Genomic DNA, 20364 nt, shown 5'->3' on the forward strand with positions numbered 1-20364 from the left:
GAGGGGAGAGATCTAGTGGCAGAGACTTCTCCTCCTGCGCCGCCGTCTTCACTGCGTCGCCTGGTTCCGCGCATTTTTTCGCGTTCCGCGCGCCGAGACGACGTCGAGCAACTGCTGCGGACGGTGCGCACACACCACCCCAAAGGCGACCTGTCGATTATCGAGCGCGCCTATTCGGTCGCCGAGCGGGCTCATACCGGGCAGACGCGTCAAAGCGGCGAGCCCTACATCACCCACCCTCTCGCGGTGGCGCAGATTCTCGCAGACCTCGGGCTGGGACCCAGGGCCATCGCCGCAGCCCTGCTGCATGACACTGTCGAAGACACGTCGTATGGGCTGGACGAGCTGACCGCAGAGTTCGGTGACGAAGTCGCCATGCTCGTCGACGGTGTGACGAAGCTCGACAAGGTCAAGTACGGCGACTCCGCACAGGCTGAAACCGTTCGCAAGATGATCGTGGCGATGTCACGAGACATTCGCGTTCTGCTGATCAAACTCGCCGACCGACTTCACAACGCACGCACGTGGGGTTTTGTGCCCCCAGAGAAAGCAGCGAAGAAAGCGACTGAGACGCTCGAGATTTTCGCTCCGCTCGCGCACCGGCTCGGCATCCAGGCAATCAAGTCAGAGCTGGAAGACCTTTCGTTCGCTGTGCTGCATCCAAAGATCTTTGCCGAGATCAACAGCTTGGTCACCCAGCGCACGCCACAGCGAGAGCAGTACGTGCAGAACGTCATCAACGCTGTTGACTCCGACCTGCGTGAACTGCGCATTCGCGGACGCGTAATGGGTCGTCCCAAACAGCTGTACTCGGTGTACCAGAAGATGGTGGTGCGCGGTCGCGAGTTCGACGACATCTACGACCTGATCGGCATTCGCATTCTGGTCGGCAGTGTGCGCGATTGCTATGCCGTGCTCGGCTCGATTCACGCGCGTTGGACTCCGCTGCCTGGCCGGTTCAAGGACTACATCGCCACGCCGAAGTTCAACCTCTATCAGTCGCTTCACACCACGGTGATCGGACCCGGCGGCCGCACCGTGGAGATCCAGATTCGCACGCACGAGATGCATCAGCAGGCTGAGTACGGTGTCGCGGCGCACTGGAAGTACAAAGAGCAGATCGCCGGCGGCAAGTTCGATGTCAAAGCGAACGACACCGATATGGCGTGGCTCGCGCACATCTCGGATTGGCAGGCTGAGACCGCCGATCCTGGCGAGTTCCTCGATTCGCTCCGGTTTGAGATCGGCGCCAAAGAGGTTTACGTCTTCACGCCTAAGGGACGTGTGATCGGTCTGCCCGCGAGTGCCACACCTGTCGACTTCGCCTATGCCGTGCACACCGAAGTTGGTCATCGCACGATGGGAGCAAAGGTCAACGGTCGGCTGGTTCCCCTCGAGTCTGAGCTGAAGAGCGGCGATGTCGTCGAAGTGTTCACCTCGAAGAACCCTGACGCGAGTCCGAGCCAGGACTGGCTGAGCTTCGTCAAGAGCACCAGAGCACGCAGCAAGATCCGCGGATGGTTCACGAAAGAGCGCCGCGAAGAAGCGGTAGAGCAGGGCAAAGAGGGCATCGCTCGTGCGATGAGACGTCAGAACCTGCCGCTTCAGCGCCTCATGAGCCAGGATTCGTTCACCGAGGTAGCCCGACAGCTGCGCTTCGAAGATGTCTCGGCCCTTTACGCCGCCGTAGGCGAGGGGCACATCTCCACCCAGTCGGTGATTGAAAAGGTCACTGCGCTGGTGAGCGCCGAAGAAGATACCAACACTGGCCCCATTGATCTTCCGCTCGGTCGTGCCCGCCAGCCTCGCACCGGAGACTCTGGAGTCCTCGTTCGTGGGGCACCCGACATCCTCGTGAAATTGGCAAAGTGCTGCACCCCGGTTCCCGGGGACGCGATTCTCGGTTTTGTCACTCGGGGGAGCGGAGTGTCGGTGCATCGCGACGATTGCACCAACGTGAGCGCGCTGCGCGACGAGCCCGAGCGAATGATCGACGTCGAGTGGGCCCCGTCAACGAAGAGCATCTTCATGGTGCAGATCCAAGTGGAAGCTCTTGATCGCTCGGGACTGCTCAGTGACGTCACGCGCGTGCTCAGTGAGCACCATGTGAATATCCTCTCGGCTACGGTCGCGACCTCGAAGCACCAACTCGCCATCAGCAAGTTCGTGTTCGAGATGGGAGATATTGTGCACCTCGACCGCGTCCTCAATGCGGTACGTCGAATCGATGCTGTTTACGACGTGTATCGGGTCAAATCCTCTTAGCCGGCAACGTCTTGCTGACACAAGAGAGCAAGCGCCTCGTGCTTGTGCGGCAGTGTGCTCGCCTCCAGCTGGCGGATGCTCGCTCGCAGCAACGGCAGATCATAGGCGACCATCTGCCTGGCCGTAGCTCGGTACTCTTCGTCATGCGTGCGGGCGAGGTCTCCAACCGTGCGCGCGGGCGAGGTGACCCACACGCCGCCGATACGTTGCAGATCTGGTCCGGGCAGCTGGACGTCACGGTAGATCACGCTTCGCGCGGGGAGTCGGTTGCGCCGCTGCGGTACGGCCCGCTGCACGTTGTGGCGGAGAGGTGGGTTGTGGCGCGTTCCGTAGATCCATGCGGCGCTCAGATGCGTCGCCGCCAGCGAACCGCCGAGCAGCAATTGCATCGAGCCCGCGCGCAACGCGGAGGTCTCAACGGCATCCGCGGGCATGAAAGCCGGGCCAAGTTCGACGAGGTCGCCATCGAGGCACGCTGCCGTCAGCTCTGCGAGAGACAAGCGATCATCGGGAAAGTAGAGAAACGGCGATGCCATACCGGCATCGTGCCCGACGTGTCGCGTCCAGAAGCGCTTGCGGGGCGATCTGTGGACAGATCAGTCCCGGACGTTCGCTATCCGCCGAGCGCCTTCAACCAGGTGCGGCGAGCTTCGAGCGCATCGGTAGCCGCAGCAATTGCGCGCTTGTCGCTAGACTTCTTCGCAGCCTCGAGCTCTTCCTCAAGCTTTTCGATCGCATCGGTGAGCTGACGCGTCATGTCGTTGGCGCGAGCCTTCGTCTCTGGGTTGTTGCTCTTCCAGTCAGCGTCCTCACGGGTGCGCAGTGCCGTTTCGATCTTGCGCAAGCTGTCATCGAGTCCACGTTCGGTATCGCGTGGAAAGATGCGACCGATCTCGTCCCAACGGCGTTGAATGCTGGTCAACAGAGTGCGTGCCTTGGCGATGACACGCTCGTCAGCGACGGCTTTGGCCTCTTCGAGAAGCTCACGCTTAGCGGCGATCTTCTCGACTGAGGCCTCGTTCTCCGCTGCTTCTCGCTCAATGCGGGCACCGTAGAGCGCGTCACCCGCGGCCTTGAACCTAGCCCACAGAGCATCGTCGACCTTTTTGCCAGCACGACCTGCGCTCTTCCACTGGTCAAGAAGCTCACGGTACGAAGCGATTCCGTCTTCGCCCTTCGGCGCGAGTGCTTCTGCCTTCTCTACGAGTCGGGTCTTCTGGTCGCGAACTACCTTGTGCGCACTGTCCAGCTCGGCATAGAACTCCCGACGGTGCTTGTCGACCGTGGCGCGCGCATCGCGAAACCGCTTCCAAAGCTGTTGGGCCGTCGACTTCGGCAGACGTGGACCGCTCTGCTGCTGAGCTTGCCACTGATCGAACATCTCGGCGAGCTCAGCGGAGGCTTGCTTCCACTGCACGGTCTTGGGATCACGAGCGGCGAGAGCCTCAGCTTTTTCGACCAGCGTCGTACGCACGGCAATCGCCTCATCAACCGCCTCGCGGGCGGCGACAGCCTCGGTCTCAGACTCTGCTGCCAGCTGCACGTTGAGCGCAGCCACTCGTGCTTCCAAAGCGGCCAGATCGCCCACGGCCGCGGCGTTCTTGAGCTTGCCGCTGACAGTGCGGGCCGCGCCACGAAGGTCGGCGGCAGACGCCCCCGCGCGACGGTGTCGCACTTCAAGCAGGCCGACCTCGCTGGCCAGATCGGCATACTTTCGCTCAAAGTAGCCGAGTGCTTCCTCGGGCGAACCGTCGGGGTATTGACCCACGACCCGCCATCCGTCGGCTTCGCGCACGGAGACCGTGCCATCGTCGTCGACGCGGCCCCAGGGCTCGCTTGTTGTCGGTTCGGGAGTTGAATCTGCTGCGGCAGTCACGGAATGCACCTCATCGCGGCATACGCCGCCTGTGGGGGATGGACGGCTCCCAAGCCTAGTACGCCAGGACCGCTCTTTCGGGAGATTCGCTACGCGTCAGGGTTCCGGCGTCTCGGTCGGGTTGGGCTCAACGCTCTCAGACGGCTCGGCCGTAGGCTCCGCAGTGGGCGTGGGAGTGGATGTGACGACGGGAGTGGGCACGGGCTCCGGGGCGCCCGGACCCGTAGTGAAGTACAACGACTGCGCGACGAAGGCTGCGACGATGAGTAATCCACCGACCACGGCTGCAACAACGTTGTCGCGCGTCCGCCGCGTGCTGAGGCCCGCCTGATATTGCTGGCGCGCCAAATAACGACGCGCACGTTCACGGGACTCGCGTGTTTCGCGATCCTTGCCACCAGCGGCCACGGAACCTCCCTCACTCCGGGTCGATGCCCGGGCCGGGTTGATCCTACGGCGCGGCTTCGCTCACAGCCAAACCGCCGAGCACGGTCAACTCGCGCATTAGCCTGGGAAGGTGACCACTCCCAGCGCACTCTTCCAGGGGCAGACCCCCCTTGCGGTGCGCATGCGTCCCACCTCGCTCAGCGAGGTCGCGGGGCAGGGCCACTTGTTGCGAAAAGGCTCACCGTTGGTAGCCCTCGCTGATCCGGGTGCAGCCACCAGGGCGGGCACCTCTGTCATCTTGTGGGGGCCGCCCGGCACCGGCAAGACCACGTTGGCGCAAGCAATTGCCCGAACCTCGGGTCGGCGTTTCGTCGAGCTGTCGGCAGTCACCGCGGGCGTACGAGACGTGCGAGAGGTGATGCAAGAGGCGCTCACCCAGCGTGACCTCTACGACCAGTCAACAATCCTGTTCCTCGACGAGATTCATCGCTTCACAAAGGCGCAGCAAGACGCGCTGCTTCCAGGAGTAGAGAACGGCTGGGTCGTGCTCATTGCTGCGACGACAGAGAATCCGTCATTCTCGGTCATCTCGCCGTTGCTTTCGCGATCGTTGCTGCTCACTCTGCAGCCACTCACCGATGAAGACATCGCAACGCTGCTCGACCGCGCCGTGTCAGACCCTCGCGGGCTCGCGGATTCTGCAACCCTCGAGCCCGCCGCACGCGCTGCGCTCATTCAGCTCGCCTCGGGTGATGCGCGTCGCGCGCTGACATCACTCGAAGCCGCTGCGTCGCTGGCCGAACCCGCGGGCGACGCGGGCGACGATGCCTCCGCGCCGCTGATCACCGCCGAGCATGTGTCGTTGGCCGTGGATCGGGCATTATTGCGCTACGACCGCCAAGGCGACGAGCACTACGACGTAATCAGCGCGTTCATCAAGTCGATCCGCGGCTCTGATGTGGATGCGTCGATTCATTACCTCGCACGAATGATCGAAGCGGGAGAGGACCCTCGGTTCATCTCTCGGCGCTTGATTGTCTCGGCAGCCGAAGACATCGGCCTTGCTGACCCACAGGCGCTCACCATCGCGGTAGCGGCCGCCGATGCTGTGCAATTCATCGGTATGCCGGAAGGTCGCATTCCGCTCGCGGAAGCAACCGCTTACCTCGCGACGACTGCCAAATCCAATGCCGCATACGTGGCGATCGACGCGGCGATTGCTGACGTGCGCGCTGGCGGATTCGGTCGTGTTCCCGTGCCACTCAGAGACGCGCACTACGCCGGCGCGAAGCGGCTCGGGCACGGAAAGGGATATCGCTACCCGCACGATGCTGAGATCGGCGTGGTGCCCCAGCAGTACCTGCCAGATGAGCTCGTGGGCAAGCGGTACTACGAGCCCACCAACCACGGTGCGGAGCGCGATGTGCAGGCGCGGCTCGAGAAGATTCGGCGAATTCTGTCGGACCGGCAATAGCGCAGCATCCACTCAGAAATCCCTCTGGGCTTCTCTGATAAGGTAGACCGGCTCGAAACACAGTTTTCGGGCATCCCCACTCCCCACAAAACCACCGGTTCGCCCCGACGTGCGCGCCGAATGGCGGGAATGGGCGATACGTCCGTGAGCTGCGAAAGACGCGGCCACGTCATCGGAAGGACACCTTCGTGACCACGAAGTCCCAGGACCGCCGCAAGGTCCGCCTCTCACGCGCACTCGGTATCGCGCTGACCCCCAAGGCTGCCCGCTACCTCGAGAAGCGTCCCTACGCTCCGGGTGAGCACGGCCGCACCAAGCGCAAGCAGGACAGCGACTACGCCGTTCGTCTGCGTGAGAAGCAGCGCTTGCGCGAGCAGTACGGCATTCGCGAGAAGCAGATGCGCAACACGTTCAACGAAGCCCGCCGCAAGGACGGCCTGACCGGTGAGAACCTGGTCGAGCTGCTCGAAATGCGTCTGGACGCTCTCGTGCTCCGTTCGGGTTTCGCCCGCACCACCGCGCAGGCACGCCAGCTCGTTGTGCACCGCCACATTCTCGTCGACGGCCAGCCCGTAGACCGCCCGTCGTTCCGCGTAAAGCCGGGACAGACCATCCACGTCAAGGCCAAGAGCGAGGGCACCGAGCCCTTCCAGGTTGCAGCAGCCGGCGGTCACGCCGAGGTTCTGCCTCCCGTTCCCGGCTACCTCGAGGTTGAACTCGACAAGCTGCAGGCACGCCTTGAGCGTCGCCCGAAGCGCGCCGAGGTTCCGGTCGTGTGCGACGTTCAGCTCGTCGTTGAGTACTACGCAGCGCGCTAAGCAACAAAGCAAGCTGTAGCGAGAAGGGTGCCGGGCAATTCCGGCGCCCTTCTTCGTTTGCGCCTACGATGGGGGAGGCCGTGCATGTGCGGCCCACGAGAGAGTGGTGACATGAGAAAGTTCCTGTGGTTTCTGACGGGTGTCGCCGGTGGATTCGTCTTGGCGCATTTGGTCAACAAAGACCCGCGTGGCCACGAGGTGCTCACCGACGTTGACGCTCGTATCACCGAGTTCACTGATCGCATGAGCGACGCCTACCGTGAACAAGAGTCCCGCTTCACCGGGCTCGTAGACGATGTGAAAGACGCCGCAGCTGCGGGCGCTGAGGCTGCCATCGCAGCGGCATCCGACGCCGCCGATTCCGCGGCCGCCATCGCCGACAAGATCCGCGACTGACACGCTGCCCAACCTTCGCGCCCCGGCTCCGACCAGGACCGATTCGGGCGCGCTGAATGACGAGGACCCCGATGAAGACTGCCGAAATCGCGAAGCGCTATCTGGACTACTTCGAAAAGAAGGGTCACACGATCGTTCCGAGCGCGTCTCTTGTCAGTGATGACCCGACACTGCTGTTCACCGTCGCTGGCATGGTGCCTTTCATTCCGTATCTCAGCGGCGTAGTGCCCGCGCCCTACCCGAGCGCCGCAGATGTGCAGAAATGCATCCGCACGAACGACATCGAAGAGGTCGGCAAGACGCCTCGACACGGCACCTTCTTCCAGATGCTGGGCAACTGGTCTTTCGGCGATTACTTCAAAGAGGGCGCGATCACCTTCGCGTGGGACTTGCTCACCGGCTCTGAAGACGACGGAAAGTTCGGCTTTGATCCCAAGGACCTCTGGGTCACGGTCTACGAAGACGACGACGAAGCGTTCGGACTCTGGCAGAGAATCGCGGGCTTGCCAGACGAGCGCATCCAGCGTCTCGGCAAAGACACCAACTACTGGAGCACCGGTGTGCCCGGCCCTGCCGGCCCGTGCTCAGAGATCTTCTTCGACCGCGGCCCCGACTATGGCATTGATGGTGGCCCCGCCACTGACGACGACCGCTACGTGGAGATCTGGAATCTGGTCTTCATGCAGTATGCGATTCACAATGTGCGATCGAAGATCGACTTCGACATCATCGGCGAATTGCCCAACAAGAACATCGACACCGGCATGGGGCTTGAGCGCGTCGCGTTCATCAAGCAGGGCGTCGACAATATGTATGAGACCGACCAGGTTCGCCCTGTTCTCGACAAGGCTGTCGAGCTGAGCGGCAAGACCTATGGCGCCGTGCACGAAGACGATGTGCGCTTTCGCATCGTGGCCGACCACGTGCGCTCATCACTGATGTTGCTGGCCGACGGCGTCACCCCGTCGAATGAGGGCCGCGGCTATATTCTGCGCCGCCTCATGCGGCGTGCCATCCGCTCGATGCGCCTCCTCGGCGTAGAGGGGGCGACATTCCCCGACCTGTTCACCGCCTCGCGGGATGCGATGCAAGAGGCGTACCCCATAGTCGGTGACGAGTACGACCGCCTCTCTGCCTATGCCTATGCAGAGGAGCAGACGTTCCTGCGCACGCTCGCGGCCGGTTCGGTGATTCTCGACGATGCGCTGGCTTTGACGAAGGATGCTGGCGGCTCACGCCTCGCAGGCGATGAGGCGTTTCTGCTGCACGACACCTACGGCTTTCCCATCGACCTGACGCTAGAGATCGCCGAAGAGGCCGGGCTCAGCGTCGATCGCGCCGCGTTTGACACGCTGATGCAAGAGCAGCGCGCTCGCGCCAAGGCCGATGCAAAGTCGCGCAAGCGTCAGCTGGCCGATCTCAGCGTCTACCGCGACTTCCGTTCGCAGGGTGAGACGATCTTCACCGGCTACTCCGACCTCGAAACTGAGTCGCGGGTGCTCGGACTGCTCGTCGATGGGCTGCCGGTCACGAGCGCCGCCGTCGGGCAGATAGCCGAGGTGATCCTTGCCGAAACCGCTCTCTATGCGGAGTCTGGCGGCCAGGTCGCCGACAAGGGCCTCATCGTCGGCCCCGGATTCGAGCTCGAAGTTCTCGATGTGCAGCGCCCCGTTGCCGGCCTCATCAGCCACACCGTGCAGGTGAGCTCGGGCGAAGTAGGAATCGGGCAAGCTGCGACCTCTGTGGTTGACGCCGCGAATCGTCGTGCTGGGCAGCAGGCGCACTCCGCCACGCACTTGGTTCACGCGGCGCTGCGCGACACCCTCGGCAAGTCTGCCGCCCAGTCGGGCTCTCTTAACCGCGCAGGCTACATGCGCTTCGACTTCAGGTGGGGCCAAGCGCTCTCTGAAGAAACGAAGACCGAGATCGAAGAGATCGCCAACAACGCGGTGCACGACAATCTCGAAGTCACCACGCACGTCCTGGCGCTGGACGATGCGAAGGCTCTCGGCGCAATGGCGCTCTTCGGCGAGAAGTACGGCGACACTGTTCGCATGGTCGACATCGGTGGTCCCTGGTCGCGAGAGCTCTGCGGTGGCACGCACGTCGCTTCCAGCGCGGAGATTGGCATCATCAATCTCGTGGGAGAGTCATCGGTCGGGGCGTCAAACCGTCGCGTTGAGGCGCTCGTCGGTTTGGACGCCTTCCGATCCATGGCGGCAGAGCGCGCCCTGGTATCGCAGCTCACCACAACGTTGAAGACGCCGCGCGAAGGTCTGCCCGCAAAGATCGCTGAGCTGACGGCAAACCTCAAAGCAGCCGAAAAGAAGATCGCTGCGTTCGAGTCCAAGGCGTTGGGCGACCAATTGCCAGCCCTCGTCGCCGCGGCCAATAGCGTCGGCGAGTACACCGTGGTCGCATCTTCTCTCGGCAGTGCAGCTTCGGCAGACGATGTTCGTGCTGTCGCGCTTCAGGTCCGGGAGCGTCTGGGAGATCGCGCAGCCGTCGTCGCCCTGGGCGCCGAGATCTCTGGTCGGCCGATCGTCATCGTCGCGACCAACGATTCGGCTCGACGCGCTGGTGCAAAAGCGGGTGCACTCGTAAAGACTGCCTCCGCCGTACTCGGTGGTGGTGGCGGCGGACGCGATGATGTTGCGCAGGGTGGCGGCACTGACGTTGCTGCTCTGCCTGCGGCGTTCGCAGCGATTTCGGCGGCGCTCGAGGCGTGAACGGCTTTCGGCGTGGCGTGCGCATCGGCGTCGACGTCGGGCGTGCCCGAGTCGGCGTGGCACGATGCGATCCTGACGGAATGCTTGCCGTTCCGGTAGAAACGGTTGCCCGCGAGCAGCAGAGCGTGGCGCGAGTGGCAGCAATCGCCGCTGAGTACGACGCGCTCGAGATTCTGGTCGGCTTGCCGTTGAACATGCAAGGCACCGATACGCAATCAACGACAGACGCGAGGGAGTTCGCGGCAGCGCTTGCGCAGGTGTCAGAGCGCCCCGTGCGGCTCGTTGACGAACGGTTGTCAACGGTCTCGGCCCACGCGGCCCTGCGCAGTTCGGGCAGATCACAGCGTTCATCTCGTAACATTGTTGATCAGGTCGCCGCGGTCGTCCTGTTGCAACAGGCTCTCGACGTTGAGAAGAACACCGGGCGATCCCCTGGAACCCCCCTCTCTCAGGAGCCCGCCTGACATGTCCGATACCCCGACGCCCGGTCCCGCCGACGGCGCTGCGCCCGTTTCGCGACGCGCCGCGCGCGAAGCGGCAGCCCGCGAGGCCGCGCCCGCGAAGGCTCCCGATGGCGCACCCGAACCGCCACCGACCGCGGCACCTGTGCGCGCATCAACGGAATCGAACAGCTCGGACGACTCGTGGATCTTCGGCACACCCGCGACACGTCCCACCGCGTCGCCGTCGTACAACCGCGCGGGCAACGCAGCATCCGCTCGCACCTCATCCGCGCAAAACCCAACCGACCCGACACCGCGCGCCTCAACCGCTACGCTCGATGATCTGTTCAGCGCAGAAGCGACCGCTGATGCGCTGGGAACGCCTCCGCCGCCAGGCAACCGGCGCAAACGCCGCATCGGCGGGTGGATAGCTCTCGCGGTCTTTCTGCTCCTCATCGGAGGAGCAGCCGTCGCCACCTGGTATGTCTGGAGTACATACGAAAGTCAGATCCGCGAGGTCATGGGCTGGGAAGAGCCACAGGACTATGAGGAGGGTCTCGCGACGGGCGAGACGTTCGTCACCATCTCAGAAGGAGATACCGGTTCGCCTATCTCGCAGTCGCTGTATGACGCCGGAGTCACCAAGACGCCTGAGGCGTTCTACGACTATCTGATCGACACCGGCCAGAACCCCAATTTCGTTCCCGGTGTGTTCGCGATGCAGCAGCAGATGACGTCTGAAGCCGCACTCGCCGCGCTGATGAATCCCGAGAACAAGATGGAGAACTCTGCACAACTTCGCGAGGGTCTCACGGTCGACGACTCGCTGCCCCTGCTCGCAGAAGGCATCGGATTGCCGCTTGAAGACCTCGAAGCTGCGGTGAAGAACCCTGCTGACTACGGGGTCGAAGCCGACACCCTCGAAGGCTGGCTCTTTCCTGCCACATACTCGTTCGATCCGGGTGTGACCGCCGAAGAAGTGATCCAAAGGCTCGTCAACCGAACGATCACCTCATTGGATGCCGCAGAGGTGCCGGTTGACCAGCGCCAAGAGATCCTCACGATCGCGTCGATCATCCAGCGCGAAGCGCGCTACGAAGAAGACATGCGCAAGGTTGCAACGGTGATCGAGAATCGGCTGCAGGCCGACAACCAAGAGACCTTCGGGTACCTGCAGATGGACTCGACCGCCCAGTACGGCTTCGGCGAAGACGACGGCACGGCAAGCACGTCAGCGGACGCTCAGTACGATGACAACCCGTGGAACACCTATGTGAACCCTGGGCTGCCTGTGGGCCCGATCGCAAACCCCGGCGATGTCGCGATCGCCGCCGCGATGGACCCCGCCGAAGGCGACTGGCTCTACTTCGTGACAGTGAACCTCAATACGGGTGAAACGACGTTCACCACGAACCTCAACGATCACAACGCGGCCGTGAACGACTGGTTGTCGTGGTGCTCTGAGAACCCGGACGCCGGGTGCTGACGTCTGCCCAGCTCGCGGTATGGGGCGACCCTATCGAGCACAGCCGCTCGCCAAGACTTCATCGGGCGGCATACCGAACGCTCGGCCTGAACTGGGACTACGGACGTCGTCGCGTCAACGAGCGAGAGTTCACAGCTGCCCTCGCCAGCCTCGACGAGCACTGGCGCGGGCTGTCGCTGACGATGCCCCTCAAGACTGAAGCGTTCAACTGTGCCGTCAGCCACGATCGCCACTCTGCCCTCGCCGGCGTATCGAACACCCTCCTGCTCACGTCAGACGGTCCTCGCGCATTCAACACCGATGTCGGCGGCCTGGTGCGCGCACTTCGCGAAGACGGGGTAGCTGCGGCGCCTACCGCTCGAATCATCGGAGCTGGCGCCACCGCGACATCTGCGCTCATCGCTCTCAGCGAGCTCGATGCGCGAGACGTGCAGATCGTGGCGCGCCGCCCGGAATCCGTGCTGCCGTTGCGAGCTCTTGGCGAGAAGCTCGGCATGCAGGTCGAGGGTGTGGGATTCAACGCCGAACGATTCAACGCTGCCACCGTGACGATCGCCACACTGCCCGGCGAGACAGTGCTCAGCGAAGCTCGCTCTGACGCTCTCGCAGAATCTGGCGGACACCTTTGCGATGTCGTATACGGAAACTGGCCGACCCCGCTGTCTGCCGCCTGGGTCCGAGCTGGACACACCGCGTCATCAGGGCTCGGCATGCTCTTGCATCAAGCGGTTCTGCAGGTGCGGGTATTCACATCGGACGAGATCGACGTGCCGCTCGAGAACGAATTGAGCGTCGTCGCCGAAATGCGCGCGACGCTCATGGGAGACTAGACCAATGCTCCGTGTACTCACGGCCGGCGAATCGCACGGCCCCGAACTTGTCGCTGTCATGGAAGGTCTGCCTTCGGGCGTCCCCGTCTCCAGCGTTGCCATCCAAGCCGACCTCGAACGACGCAAGCTCGGCTACGGCCGCGGTTCGCGCATGAAATTCGAACAAGACGAGCTCACGATCTCGTCGGGTGTCGTACACGGCTACTCGCTGGGCAGCCCGATTGCGCTTCGCATTGGCAACACCGAATGGCCAAAGTGGGTCGAGGTGATGAGCGCCGAGCCCGTCGAACTCACCGACAAGTCACGCGGGCGTGGCGCAGCACTGACACGCCCACGGCCCGGTCACGCCGACCTCGTGGGCATGCAGAAGTACGACTTCGACGAGGCTCGTCCGATCCTTGAACGTGCGAGCGCTCGTGAAACCGCGGCCCGCGTCGCACTCGGCGCGGTCGCACGCAGCTTCCTCGCGGAACTCGGCATCGAGCTCGTCAGTCACACGCTCTCGATCGGCCCGGTTCGGGTCCCCGAAGATGCACCCGTTCCTGCGCCCGCCGATGTCGACGCACTGGATGCTGATCCGTTGCGTTGCTTCGACGCCGCAACGAGCGCAAAAATGGTCGAAGAAGTTGACGATGCGCGCAAGGCCGGCGACACGCTGGGAGGCATCGTGGAGGTGCTGGCCTACGGGCTGCCGCCCGGACTGGGCTCTCACGTGCACTGGGATCGCCGCCTCGATGGCAAGCTCGCGCAGGCGCTCATGAGCATCCAGGCGATCAAAGGCGTCGAGGTCGGTGACGGTTTTCTCACCACGACGCGTCGCGGCTCGAAAGCTCATGACGAGCTCTATGCGACCGACGGCGGAATCACTCGTTCGACCGATCGTGCGGGCGGAACGGAGGGCGGAATGTCGACGGGCACCGTGCTGCGCGTGCGCGCGGGTATGAAGCCGATCGCCACCGTGCCCAAGGCGCTGCGCACGATCGATATCGCCACCGGTGATGATGCAACCGCTCATCACCAACGCTCCGACGTCTGTGCGGTCCCGGCTGCTGGCGTCGTCGCTGAGGCGATGGTTGCCGTAGTGCTCGCCGATGTCGTGCTCGAGAAGTTCGGCGGTGACAGCATCGGAGAAACGCGTCGCAACGTCGAGTCGTATCTGGCAGCAATTCCTGAGTCGCTTCACACCTCTGCCGCAAGCGATGCATCTCTGAGCGATGACGAAACGGTCTGATTCGATCGTTCTGATCGGACCGATGGGAGCTGGCAAGACCAGTATCGGCAAACGCGTCGCACGCGCTCTGAAACTGCCATTCGTTGACACCGACGCTGTTGTTGTGCGCGAACACGGCGCGATCGCTGAGTTGTTCGCCGAGCGCGGTGAAGCACACTTCCGTTCTCTGGAACGCCAAGCGGTTAGCGACGCCTTGGGCAATGGCGGAGTGGTCGCTCTGGGCGGTGGCGCTGTGCTCGATGAAACGACACAGCGCGACCTCTCCGAACACCGCGTGGTCTTTCTCACCGTTGCGCCCCGCGTGGTGGCAACTCGAGTGTCCGGTTCGAAACGTCCGCTGTTGCAGGGCGACGATTCGGCTCAACGCTGGACCGAGATATTCGAGACACGGCGCCCGATCTACGAAACACTCGCAGATGCCACCTTCGACACCTCTCACGGCCCCTTGGCCGACATCGTCACAGAGATCGTGGCGTGGGCGAAAAACAACGAAACCACGGAGGACCAATGACAGACGTGAGCACCATCTCGGTCAGCGGTGACGCACAGTATGACATCTTCGTCGGCCGCGGCATTCTCGCTACCGCGGGCGAGCTGCTGCCTGCCGCGGCACGCAAAGTCCTCATCATCCACCCGCCGACTCTCGCTGCCCAGGCCGAAGGTCTTCGCGACGCTCTTCGAGGCGAACGCGAGGTGCTTCTGGCAGAGGTGCCCGATGCGGAACAGGGCAAGCGCGTCGAGGTCGCGGCCTTCTGCTGGCAGGTTATGGGCCAGGCTGACTTCACCCGCACCGATGCGGTCATCGGTTTTGGCGGTGGGGCGGTAACTGACCTCGCGGGCTTCGTCGCAGCCACCTGGTTGCGCGGTGTTGAGGTCTTGCAGATTCCCACGACCGTGCTCGGGATGGTCGATGCCGCCGTCGGCGGCAAGACGGGGATTAACACTGCCGAAGGAAAGAACCTGGTCGGCGCATTCTGGGCGCCACGTGCAGTGATCTGCGACCTCGAACTGCTCGACACGCTCTCACGCAACGAACTGGTCGCCGGCTACGCGGAGGTGGTCAAGGCCGGGTTCATTTGGGCTCCAGAGATCCTTGACATCATCGAGGCTGATCCGCTCGTGGCCACCGATCCCACGACGGCCGAGTTTCGGCGCACCGTCGAACTCGCCATCGACATGAAAGCGCGCGTGGTGGGGGAGGACCTTCGCGAAGCAGGGCTGCGCGAGATCCTCAACTACGGCCACACGCTCGGCCACGCTATCGAGCACGCAGAGCGCTATCGCTGGCGCCACGGCGCCGCGATCTCGATCGGCATGGTCTTTGCCGCCGAACTCTCGCGGTTGGCAGGCAGGCTCTCTGATGAAGCCGCCGCGCGCCATCGCGACATCTTCGAATCTCTGGGCCTGCCGGTGAGCTACCGCGCCGGGGCATGGCCCACCCTGAAGGCGTCGATGCAGCGCGATAAGAAGAGCCGCGGGGGCATGCTGCGCTTTATCGTGCTTGACGACATCGCCAAGCCCACTGTGCTGCAAGCTCCCGACGAATCGCTGCTGTTTGCGGCGTACCAAGAAGTCGCCGCGTCGTAGGCTGAGCGCGTGACATCGAACCTGCCGCTGCTGCTCGTCAATGGCCCCAACCTCAATCTGCTCGGTGTGCGCCAGCCTGAAATCTACGGGCACGCAACGCTGCGAGACGTTGAAGTTCTGGTGGCCGACACCGCCCAGGCGCGCGGGTTCGATGTTCGAACGATCCAGTCCAACCACGAGGGCGTGCTCATCGATGCCATTCACGACGCGCGACAGCGATGTTCGGGGATCGTCATCAATCCGGGCGGCCTGACTCACACCTCTGTGGTGCTGCGCGACGCGCTGGCTGGCGTTGCGCTGCCGGTTGCCGAAGTGCACATCTCGGATGTGATGGCGCGAGAAGAGTTTCGTCACCACTCGTACGTTCGCGATGTCGCCTCGGTGCACGTGATCGGTGAGGGTGTGGCCGGATATGCCCGCGCGGTGGAACAGCTGCTAGACCTCATTGTCACGCGCGCAACGACCTGAATCACGCGCGACGCAACCCATCCCGTAGAATGACACGTCGGGCCGCCACGGCCCACTTCCCTCACGAACGGACTTGTTTTCCTCATGGCATCCACCGCAGACATCAAGAACGGCGTCGTGCTCAAGATCGACGGACAGCTCTGGAACGTTGTGGAGTTTCAGCACGTCAAGCCCGGCAAGGGCGGAGCATTTGTCCGCACCAAGCTGAAGAACGTGCTCAGCGGCAAGGTCATCGACCGCACCTTCAACGCTGGCGCAAAGGTAGACGTCGAGAACGTCGACCGCCGCGACTTCACGTACCTCTACAACGACGGCGACAGCTTCGTCTTCATGGATGTTGAGCTGTACGACCAGATCAGCCTGCAGGCTGCAACGGTCGGCGACGCGGCAAACTTCATGCTCGAGAACCAGCAGGTTCAGATTGCGCTCAACAACGACAACCCGCTCTACGTCGAGTTGCCCCCGTCGGTTGTGCTTGAGATCACGTACACCGAGCCTGGCCTCCAGGGCGACCGTTCTTCGGCCGGAACCAAGGCTGCCACCGTTGAGACCGGCTACGAGATTCAGGTGCCGCTGTTCCTCGAAACGGGCACCAAGGTCAAGGTTGACACCCGCACCGGAGACTACCTCGGCCGTGTGAACTAGCCGTGGGTGCTCGCACTAAAGCACGCAAACGCGCGCTCGACATCCTCTTTCAAGCCGACGTTCGTGACGTCGCGCTCGCAGAGATGCTCGCTACCGAAGCCAAGCGCGCGGCAAATGAGCCGTCTCGCGAGGCCTCATGGCTGTACGCACGCGAGATCGTCGATGGTGTCGTCGACAACCGCGAAGCCATCGATGAGCAGATCACTACCTTCGCCAAGGACTGGACGCTCGAGCGGATGCCTGCCGTAGACCGTGCTGTGCTACGGCTAGGAGTGTGGGAGATTCTCTACAACGACGCCGTGCCAACGGCAGTGGCCATCGATGAAGCGGTAGACCTCGCGAAAGAGTTCTCGACCGACGAAGCGGGATCATTCGTGCATGGTGTGCTCGCGCGCATCGCACGCTCTTCCTGATCTTCTGGCATTGTCAGGGGCGAGCAGCAGGATGGATGCTGTGAACGCGCCCTTCATCGATTCGTCGCACATCCGCCGGCAGGCATCGGGCGGTGCGTACGAGCGAGGCGTCGCCTACTTTGCGGACGGCGCGGTGCGAAACCTGACCTGGGATGATCGCCGATCCTTGCTGATCGGTGAGGTGACCGGCAGCGGAGACTTCTCCTACCGCTGTCGCATTCATCTCGACCCGGCCCGAAGCAAGAGACCAATTCTTTCCGCCCGGTGCACCTGCCCGCTGCATGCAGATTGCAAGCACACCGTAGCGACGCTTCTCGCCAGCAACCAACGTGCCGAGAAGGTCTCAGAAGCACCGACGGCCCGCTCTGACCGCTGGCGGTCGCTATTTGTCGAAGAGTCATCGCCTCGTGAAAGCGTGACACCCCTCGCGCTCGGAGTCGAACTGCGTCAGCGCATCAGGCGCGGCGCGTCGAACTGGGCACCGTTGCGCGCGGAAGCTGCGACAGCTCGCAGTCTGCACTTTGCGGGTGCCGACCTGCTCGTAGGTCTGCGCCCTCTCGAACTCAGCGGTCGCAGCAACACCTGGATCAAAGGCGGCGCTTCGTGGGACACGGTCAGGCGCCCCGCCAACCCGTTCGAGCCCGCGCAGGCACGTTGGTTCGCACAGCTGTGGAGCATCGCACACGAGGTCCGTTCCCTGGGCTCGTTCGTGGACGTGTCAGAGTGGCTCACCATCGACGACGTCGAATCGACACTGCTGTGGGCACACCTCGGTGAAGCCGCTGCACGGAACATTCCGATCGTCGCGACAAAGAAGCAGAGCAGCGTAACGATTGCCGACAGCGCTGATGCTGTCGTTCGCGCCGAGCGCACCGCGAGCGGAATTCAGCTCTCACCACGGGTGCGTATCAATGACGTGGTTGCGGACGTCGAGTCACTGCGGCCAATCGGACATCTGGGTGTGTACAGGTTCGAGGTGCACCGCGAACGCATCGACCTGACGCTCGCGCAAGTGCCATTGTCAGCGCCCTTGCACGGGTTGCTCGTTGCGCGAACTCCCGTCGAGGTACCCGAGGCCGATGCGGACGAGTTCATCGATGAGCATCTGCCTCTGCTCGCCCGTCAAAGCACCGTAGAGACTGAGGGCGTCGAGATTCCGCTGGCACCTCGCCCCGAACTTGTGCTGGCTGTGCAGTTCTCTGCGCAACATCGGCTGTCGTTCACCTTGGAATGGCGCTATGGCTCGCGACGGCGGGAACCTTTCAGCTGGGATTCCGCGGCCCACCGAGATCACGACGCTGAATCTGAGATTCTGACGCGTGTTGAGCGCGTGTGGAATCTGATCTCGCCCGTACCGATGGGCGCCAAGGGATCGCTGAGCGGGCTGGATGCTGCCGTGTTCGCCGCCGAACTGCTTCCTGAGCTCGAGTCCTGCCGCGGGGTGCGAGTGGAGTTGCGAGGCGAGCGCCCCAAATATCGCGAACTATCCGCGGATCCGCACGTGAAGATCTCGACGGTGGAGTCGACGGACCCAGACTGGTTTGACCTCGGCATCATCGTCACGGTAGACGGTCGCACGATTCCGTTCACACCCCTGTTCACCGCACTTGCTCGTGGCCGCAAGAAGATGCTGCTGAGCGATGGCCGCTACTTCTCGCTTTCTCACCCCGCGCTGCAGCGCCTTCGCGACCTCATCCATGAAGCCGGCGGCTTGAGCGAATGGGAGACGCCCCCTCGTCTCAGTCGGTACCAAACCGATCTCTGGGCGGATTTTGAAGACGTCGCAGATGAAGCGGAGCCAGCCATATCTTGGCGACGCACTGCGGAAGGACTGCGCGACGTCGAGCAAATCGTGCCGACGCCCGTGCCCCGCGGTATTGCCGCCGACTTGCGTCCTTACCAGCACGCGGGTTTCGACTGGCTTGCATTCCTATGGCGGCACCGCCTTGGCGGAATCCTCGCCGACGACATGGGGCTCGGCAAGACGCTGCAGATGCTCGCGCTCATCGAACACCTGCGCGAATCGGGTGAGACTCGACCCGTGCTCGTCGTAGCTCCTACTTCGGTGATGTCGACATGGCAAAGCGAAGCCGCTCGCTTCGCGCCCGAGTTGCGGGTGGCGATCGTCGACGCGACAAGAAGCAAGCGCGGCGTCTCAGTGCCCGTTGTTGCCGCCGCGGCTGATGTGCTGATCACCTCTTACACGCTGCTTCGGCTGAACGAAAGTGAGTTCACCGCCGTCGAGTGGGCGATACTCGTGCTTGACGAGGCACAATTCGTGAAGAACGCGAAGACGAAGGCGCATCGCGCTGCGCGCGACATCACTGCCGAGGTCACCTTCGCGATCACGGGCACACCACTGGAGAACAGCTTGACTGAACTCTGGTCGCTTCTTGCGCTCTCGGCGCCGGGGCTGTTCCCGTCGGCTCGGCGCTTCCGCGAAGAGTATGTCGGACCGATCGAGCAGGGGAAGGTACCCAGCAACCGCGAGGGCGGGGAATATCGAGCAGCGCGTTTGGCGCAGCTTCGACGTCGCATTCGTCCACTGGTGCTCCGTCGCACCAAAGAGGTCGTCGCGGCAGACATGCCTCCAAAGCAAGAGCAAGAAGTGCGCATTGAGCTCAGCGCAGCGCACCGGGAGCTCTACGACACTGTGCTGCAGCGCGAGCGCCAGAAGGTGTTGGGATTGCTCGATGATCTGGACCGCAATCGGTTCATCGTGTTTCGCTCGCTCACCCTGCTGCGCATGCTTGCGCTGGCACCCGCGTTGGTAGATCCCGAGCATGCGCACATCGCCCCGAGCAAGATCACGGCGCTCTTCGAACAGCTCGACGAGATCCTCGCCGAGGGTCATCGCACGCTGATCTTCAGTCAGTTCACATCGTTTCTGGCGCTCGCCACCGCAGAACTCGATAGGCGAGGGGTGCCGTACGCATACCTCGATGGCTCGACAAAGGATCGCGACGCCGCGGTGCGAGCGTTTCGCGAGGGCGATGCGCCGGTGTTCTTGATCAGCCTCAAGGCGGGTGGGTTTGGACTCACCTTGACCGAGGCCGACTACGTGTTCCTGTTGGATCCATGGTGGAACCCCGCTGCTGAAGCACAGGCGGTCGATCGAGCCCACCGCATCGGACAGTCACGCACGGTGATGGTCTACCGACTCATTGCGAACGGCACTATCGAGGAGAAAGTGATGGCACTCCAGCAGCGGAAAGCTCGCTTGTTCCGCTCGGTGATGGACGATGACGCGCTATTCGGCAGCGCGCTCACCGCGGACGATATTCGCGGCCTCTTTGAGTCGTAGCGCCCACGACCC

Annotated in this window: 18 protein-coding genes; 15 read left to right on the forward strand and 3 right to left on the reverse strand. The window is 63.1% G+C overall.

The genetic code is table 11. The features are described from left to right. Positions 1 to 15 precede the first annotated feature (15 nt). Complete coding sequence (locus SJY18_RS02870; protein ID WP_337337922.1) at positions 16 to 2265, forward strand: bifunctional (p)ppGpp synthetase/guanosine-3',5'-bis(diphosphate) 3'-pyrophosphohydrolase; 2250 nt, start codon at positions 16 to 18, stop codon at positions 2263 to 2265. Here the strand turns inward: SJY18_RS02870 and SJY18_RS02875 are convergent. The 3 genes from SJY18_RS02875 to SJY18_RS02885 all read right to left on the reverse strand — a co-directional run bounded on the left by SJY18_RS02875 (position 2262) and on the right by SJY18_RS02885 (position 4549). After that, positions 2262 to 2801 (reverse strand): type IV toxin-antitoxin system AbiEi family antitoxin, encoded by a 540-nt coding sequence (locus SJY18_RS02875; RefSeq protein WP_396668322.1) that lies wholly within the window; start codon positions 2799 to 2801, stop codon positions 2262 to 2264. The genes SJY18_RS02870 and SJY18_RS02875 overlap by 4 nt on opposite strands. Positions 2802 to 2878: 77 nt before the next feature. After that, positions 2879 to 4150, reverse strand: a complete 1272-nt coding sequence (locus tag SJY18_RS02880) for a DUF349 domain-containing protein (protein ID WP_396668323.1) — start codon at positions 4148 to 4150, stop codon at positions 2879 to 2881. An 87-nt stretch (positions 4151 to 4237) separates the two neighbouring features. After that, the gene (locus SJY18_RS02885; RefSeq protein WP_396668324.1) at positions 4238 to 4549 is read right to left on the reverse strand and encodes a dioxygenase; all 312 of its coding nucleotides are present in this window, start codon (positions 4547 to 4549) and stop codon (positions 4238 to 4240) included. Between the two features lie 109 nt (positions 4550 to 4658). Between SJY18_RS02885 and SJY18_RS02890 the strand changes: the two genes are divergently transcribed. The 14 genes from SJY18_RS02890 to SJY18_RS02955 all read left to right on the forward strand — a co-directional run bounded on the left by SJY18_RS02890 (position 4659) and on the right by SJY18_RS02955 (position 20352). Next, positions 4659 to 6002: a replication-associated recombination protein A gene (locus SJY18_RS02890; RefSeq protein WP_396668325.1), complete on the forward strand. Its 1344-nt coding sequence runs from the start codon at positions 4659 to 4661 to the stop codon at positions 6000 to 6002. Positions 6003 to 6190: 188 nt separating this feature from the next. Next, positions 6191 to 6820, forward strand: coding sequence for a 30S ribosomal protein S4 (gene rpsD, locus SJY18_RS02895; RefSeq protein WP_337337917.1), 630 nt, complete (start codon positions 6191 to 6193; stop codon positions 6818 to 6820). 111 nt (positions 6821 to 6931) lie between these two features. Continuing rightward, positions 6932 to 7216 (forward strand): ATPase, encoded by a 285-nt coding sequence (locus tag SJY18_RS02900; protein ID WP_337337916.1) that lies wholly within the window; start codon positions 6932 to 6934, stop codon positions 7214 to 7216. 71 nt (positions 7217 to 7287) lie between these two features. After that, positions 7288 to 9945, forward strand: coding sequence for an alanine--tRNA ligase (gene alaS, locus SJY18_RS02905; RefSeq protein ID WP_396668326.1), 2658 nt, complete (start codon positions 7288 to 7290; stop codon positions 9943 to 9945). Beyond that, positions 9942 to 10409: a Holliday junction resolvase RuvX gene (ruvX, locus tag SJY18_RS02910; RefSeq protein WP_337337914.1), complete on the forward strand. Its 468-nt coding sequence runs from the start codon at positions 9942 to 9944 to the stop codon at positions 10407 to 10409. The genes alaS and ruvX overlap by 4 nt, the downstream gene beginning before the upstream one ends. A 1-nt stretch (position 10410) precedes the next feature. Next, positions 10411 to 11874 carry an endolytic transglycosylase MltG gene (gene mltG, locus SJY18_RS02915; protein ID WP_396668327.1) on the forward strand — a complete coding sequence of 488 codons (1464 nt, stop codon included), beginning with the start codon at positions 10411 to 10413 and terminating at the stop codon, positions 11872 to 11874. Continuing rightward, on the forward strand, positions 11868 to 12704 hold the full coding sequence (locus SJY18_RS02920) for a shikimate dehydrogenase (protein ID WP_396668328.1): 837 nt from the start codon (positions 11868 to 11870) through the stop codon (positions 12702 to 12704). Before mltG ends, SJY18_RS02920 begins: the two co-directional genes overlap by 7 nt. A 4-nt stretch (positions 12705 to 12708) precedes the next feature. Beyond that, positions 12709 to 13935 carry a chorismate synthase gene (gene aroC, locus SJY18_RS02925; protein ID WP_337337911.1) on the forward strand — a complete coding sequence of 409 codons (1227 nt, stop codon included), beginning with the start codon at positions 12709 to 12711 and terminating at the stop codon, positions 13933 to 13935. Then, positions 13919 to 14446, forward strand: a complete 528-nt coding sequence (locus SJY18_RS02930; RefSeq protein ID WP_337337910.1) for a shikimate kinase — start codon at positions 13919 to 13921, stop codon at positions 14444 to 14446. Before aroC ends, SJY18_RS02930 begins: the two co-directional genes overlap by 17 nt. Next, entirely contained in the window at positions 14443 to 15522 is a 1080-nt protein-coding gene (gene aroB, locus SJY18_RS02935; RefSeq protein ID WP_337337909.1) for a 3-dehydroquinate synthase, read from the forward strand. The genes SJY18_RS02930 and aroB overlap by 4 nt, the downstream gene beginning before the upstream one ends. A gap of 9 nt (positions 15523 to 15531) precedes the next feature. Further along, complete coding sequence (aroQ, locus tag SJY18_RS02940) at positions 15532 to 15990, forward strand: type II 3-dehydroquinate dehydratase (protein ID WP_396668329.1); 459 nt, start codon at positions 15532 to 15534, stop codon at positions 15988 to 15990. A gap of 84 nt (positions 15991 to 16074) precedes the next feature. Then, positions 16075 to 16635 carry an elongation factor P gene (gene efp, locus SJY18_RS02945; RefSeq protein WP_337337907.1) on the forward strand — a complete coding sequence of 187 codons (561 nt, stop codon included), beginning with the start codon at positions 16075 to 16077 and terminating at the stop codon, positions 16633 to 16635. Between the two features lie 2 nt (positions 16636 to 16637). Then, positions 16638 to 17048, forward strand: a complete 411-nt coding sequence (gene nusB, locus SJY18_RS02950; RefSeq protein ID WP_396668330.1) for a transcription antitermination factor NusB — start codon at positions 16638 to 16640, stop codon at positions 17046 to 17048. 40 nt (positions 17049 to 17088) lie between these two features. Next, positions 17089 to 20352, forward strand: a complete 3264-nt coding sequence (locus SJY18_RS02955; protein WP_396668331.1) for an SNF2-related protein — start codon at positions 17089 to 17091, stop codon at positions 20350 to 20352. The last annotated feature ends 12 nt before the right edge of the window (positions 20353 to 20364 follow it).

Source organism: Microbacterium sp. R86528 (assembly GCF_044596335.1).
GTDB classification, from domain to species: domain Bacteria; phylum Actinomycetota; class Actinomycetes; order Actinomycetales; family Microbacteriaceae; genus Microbacterium; species Microbacterium marmarense.

Excerpts from the sequence above, each read along its gene's own strand:
- SJY18_RS02875 (WP_396668322.1), bottom strand. The coding sequence starts at position 2,801 with ATGGCATCGCCGTTTCTCTACTTTCCCGATGATCGCTTGTCTCTCGCA.
- SJY18_RS02900 (WP_337337916.1), top strand. The coding sequence starts at position 6,932 with ATGAGAAAGTTCCTGTGGTTTCTGACGGGTGTCGCCGGTGGATTCGTC.
- alaS (WP_396668326.1), top strand. The coding sequence starts at position 7,288 with ATGAAGACTGCCGAAATCGCGAAGCGCTATCTGGACTACTTCGAAAAG.
- mltG (WP_396668327.1), top strand. The coding sequence starts at position 10,411 with ATGTCCGATACCCCGACGCCCGGTCCCGCCGACGGCGCTGCGCCCGTT.
- aroC (WP_337337911.1), top strand. The coding sequence starts at position 12,709 with ATGCTCCGTGTACTCACGGCCGGCGAATCGCACGGCCCCGAACTTGTC.
- SJY18_RS02930 (WP_337337910.1), top strand. The coding sequence starts at position 13,919 with ATGACGAAACGGTCTGATTCGATCGTTCTGATCGGACCGATGGGAGCT.
- aroB (WP_337337909.1), top strand. The coding sequence starts at position 14,443 with ATGACAGACGTGAGCACCATCTCGGTCAGCGGTGACGCACAGTATGAC.
- efp (WP_337337907.1), top strand. The coding sequence starts at position 16,075 with ATGGCATCCACCGCAGACATCAAGAACGGCGTCGTGCTCAAGATCGAC.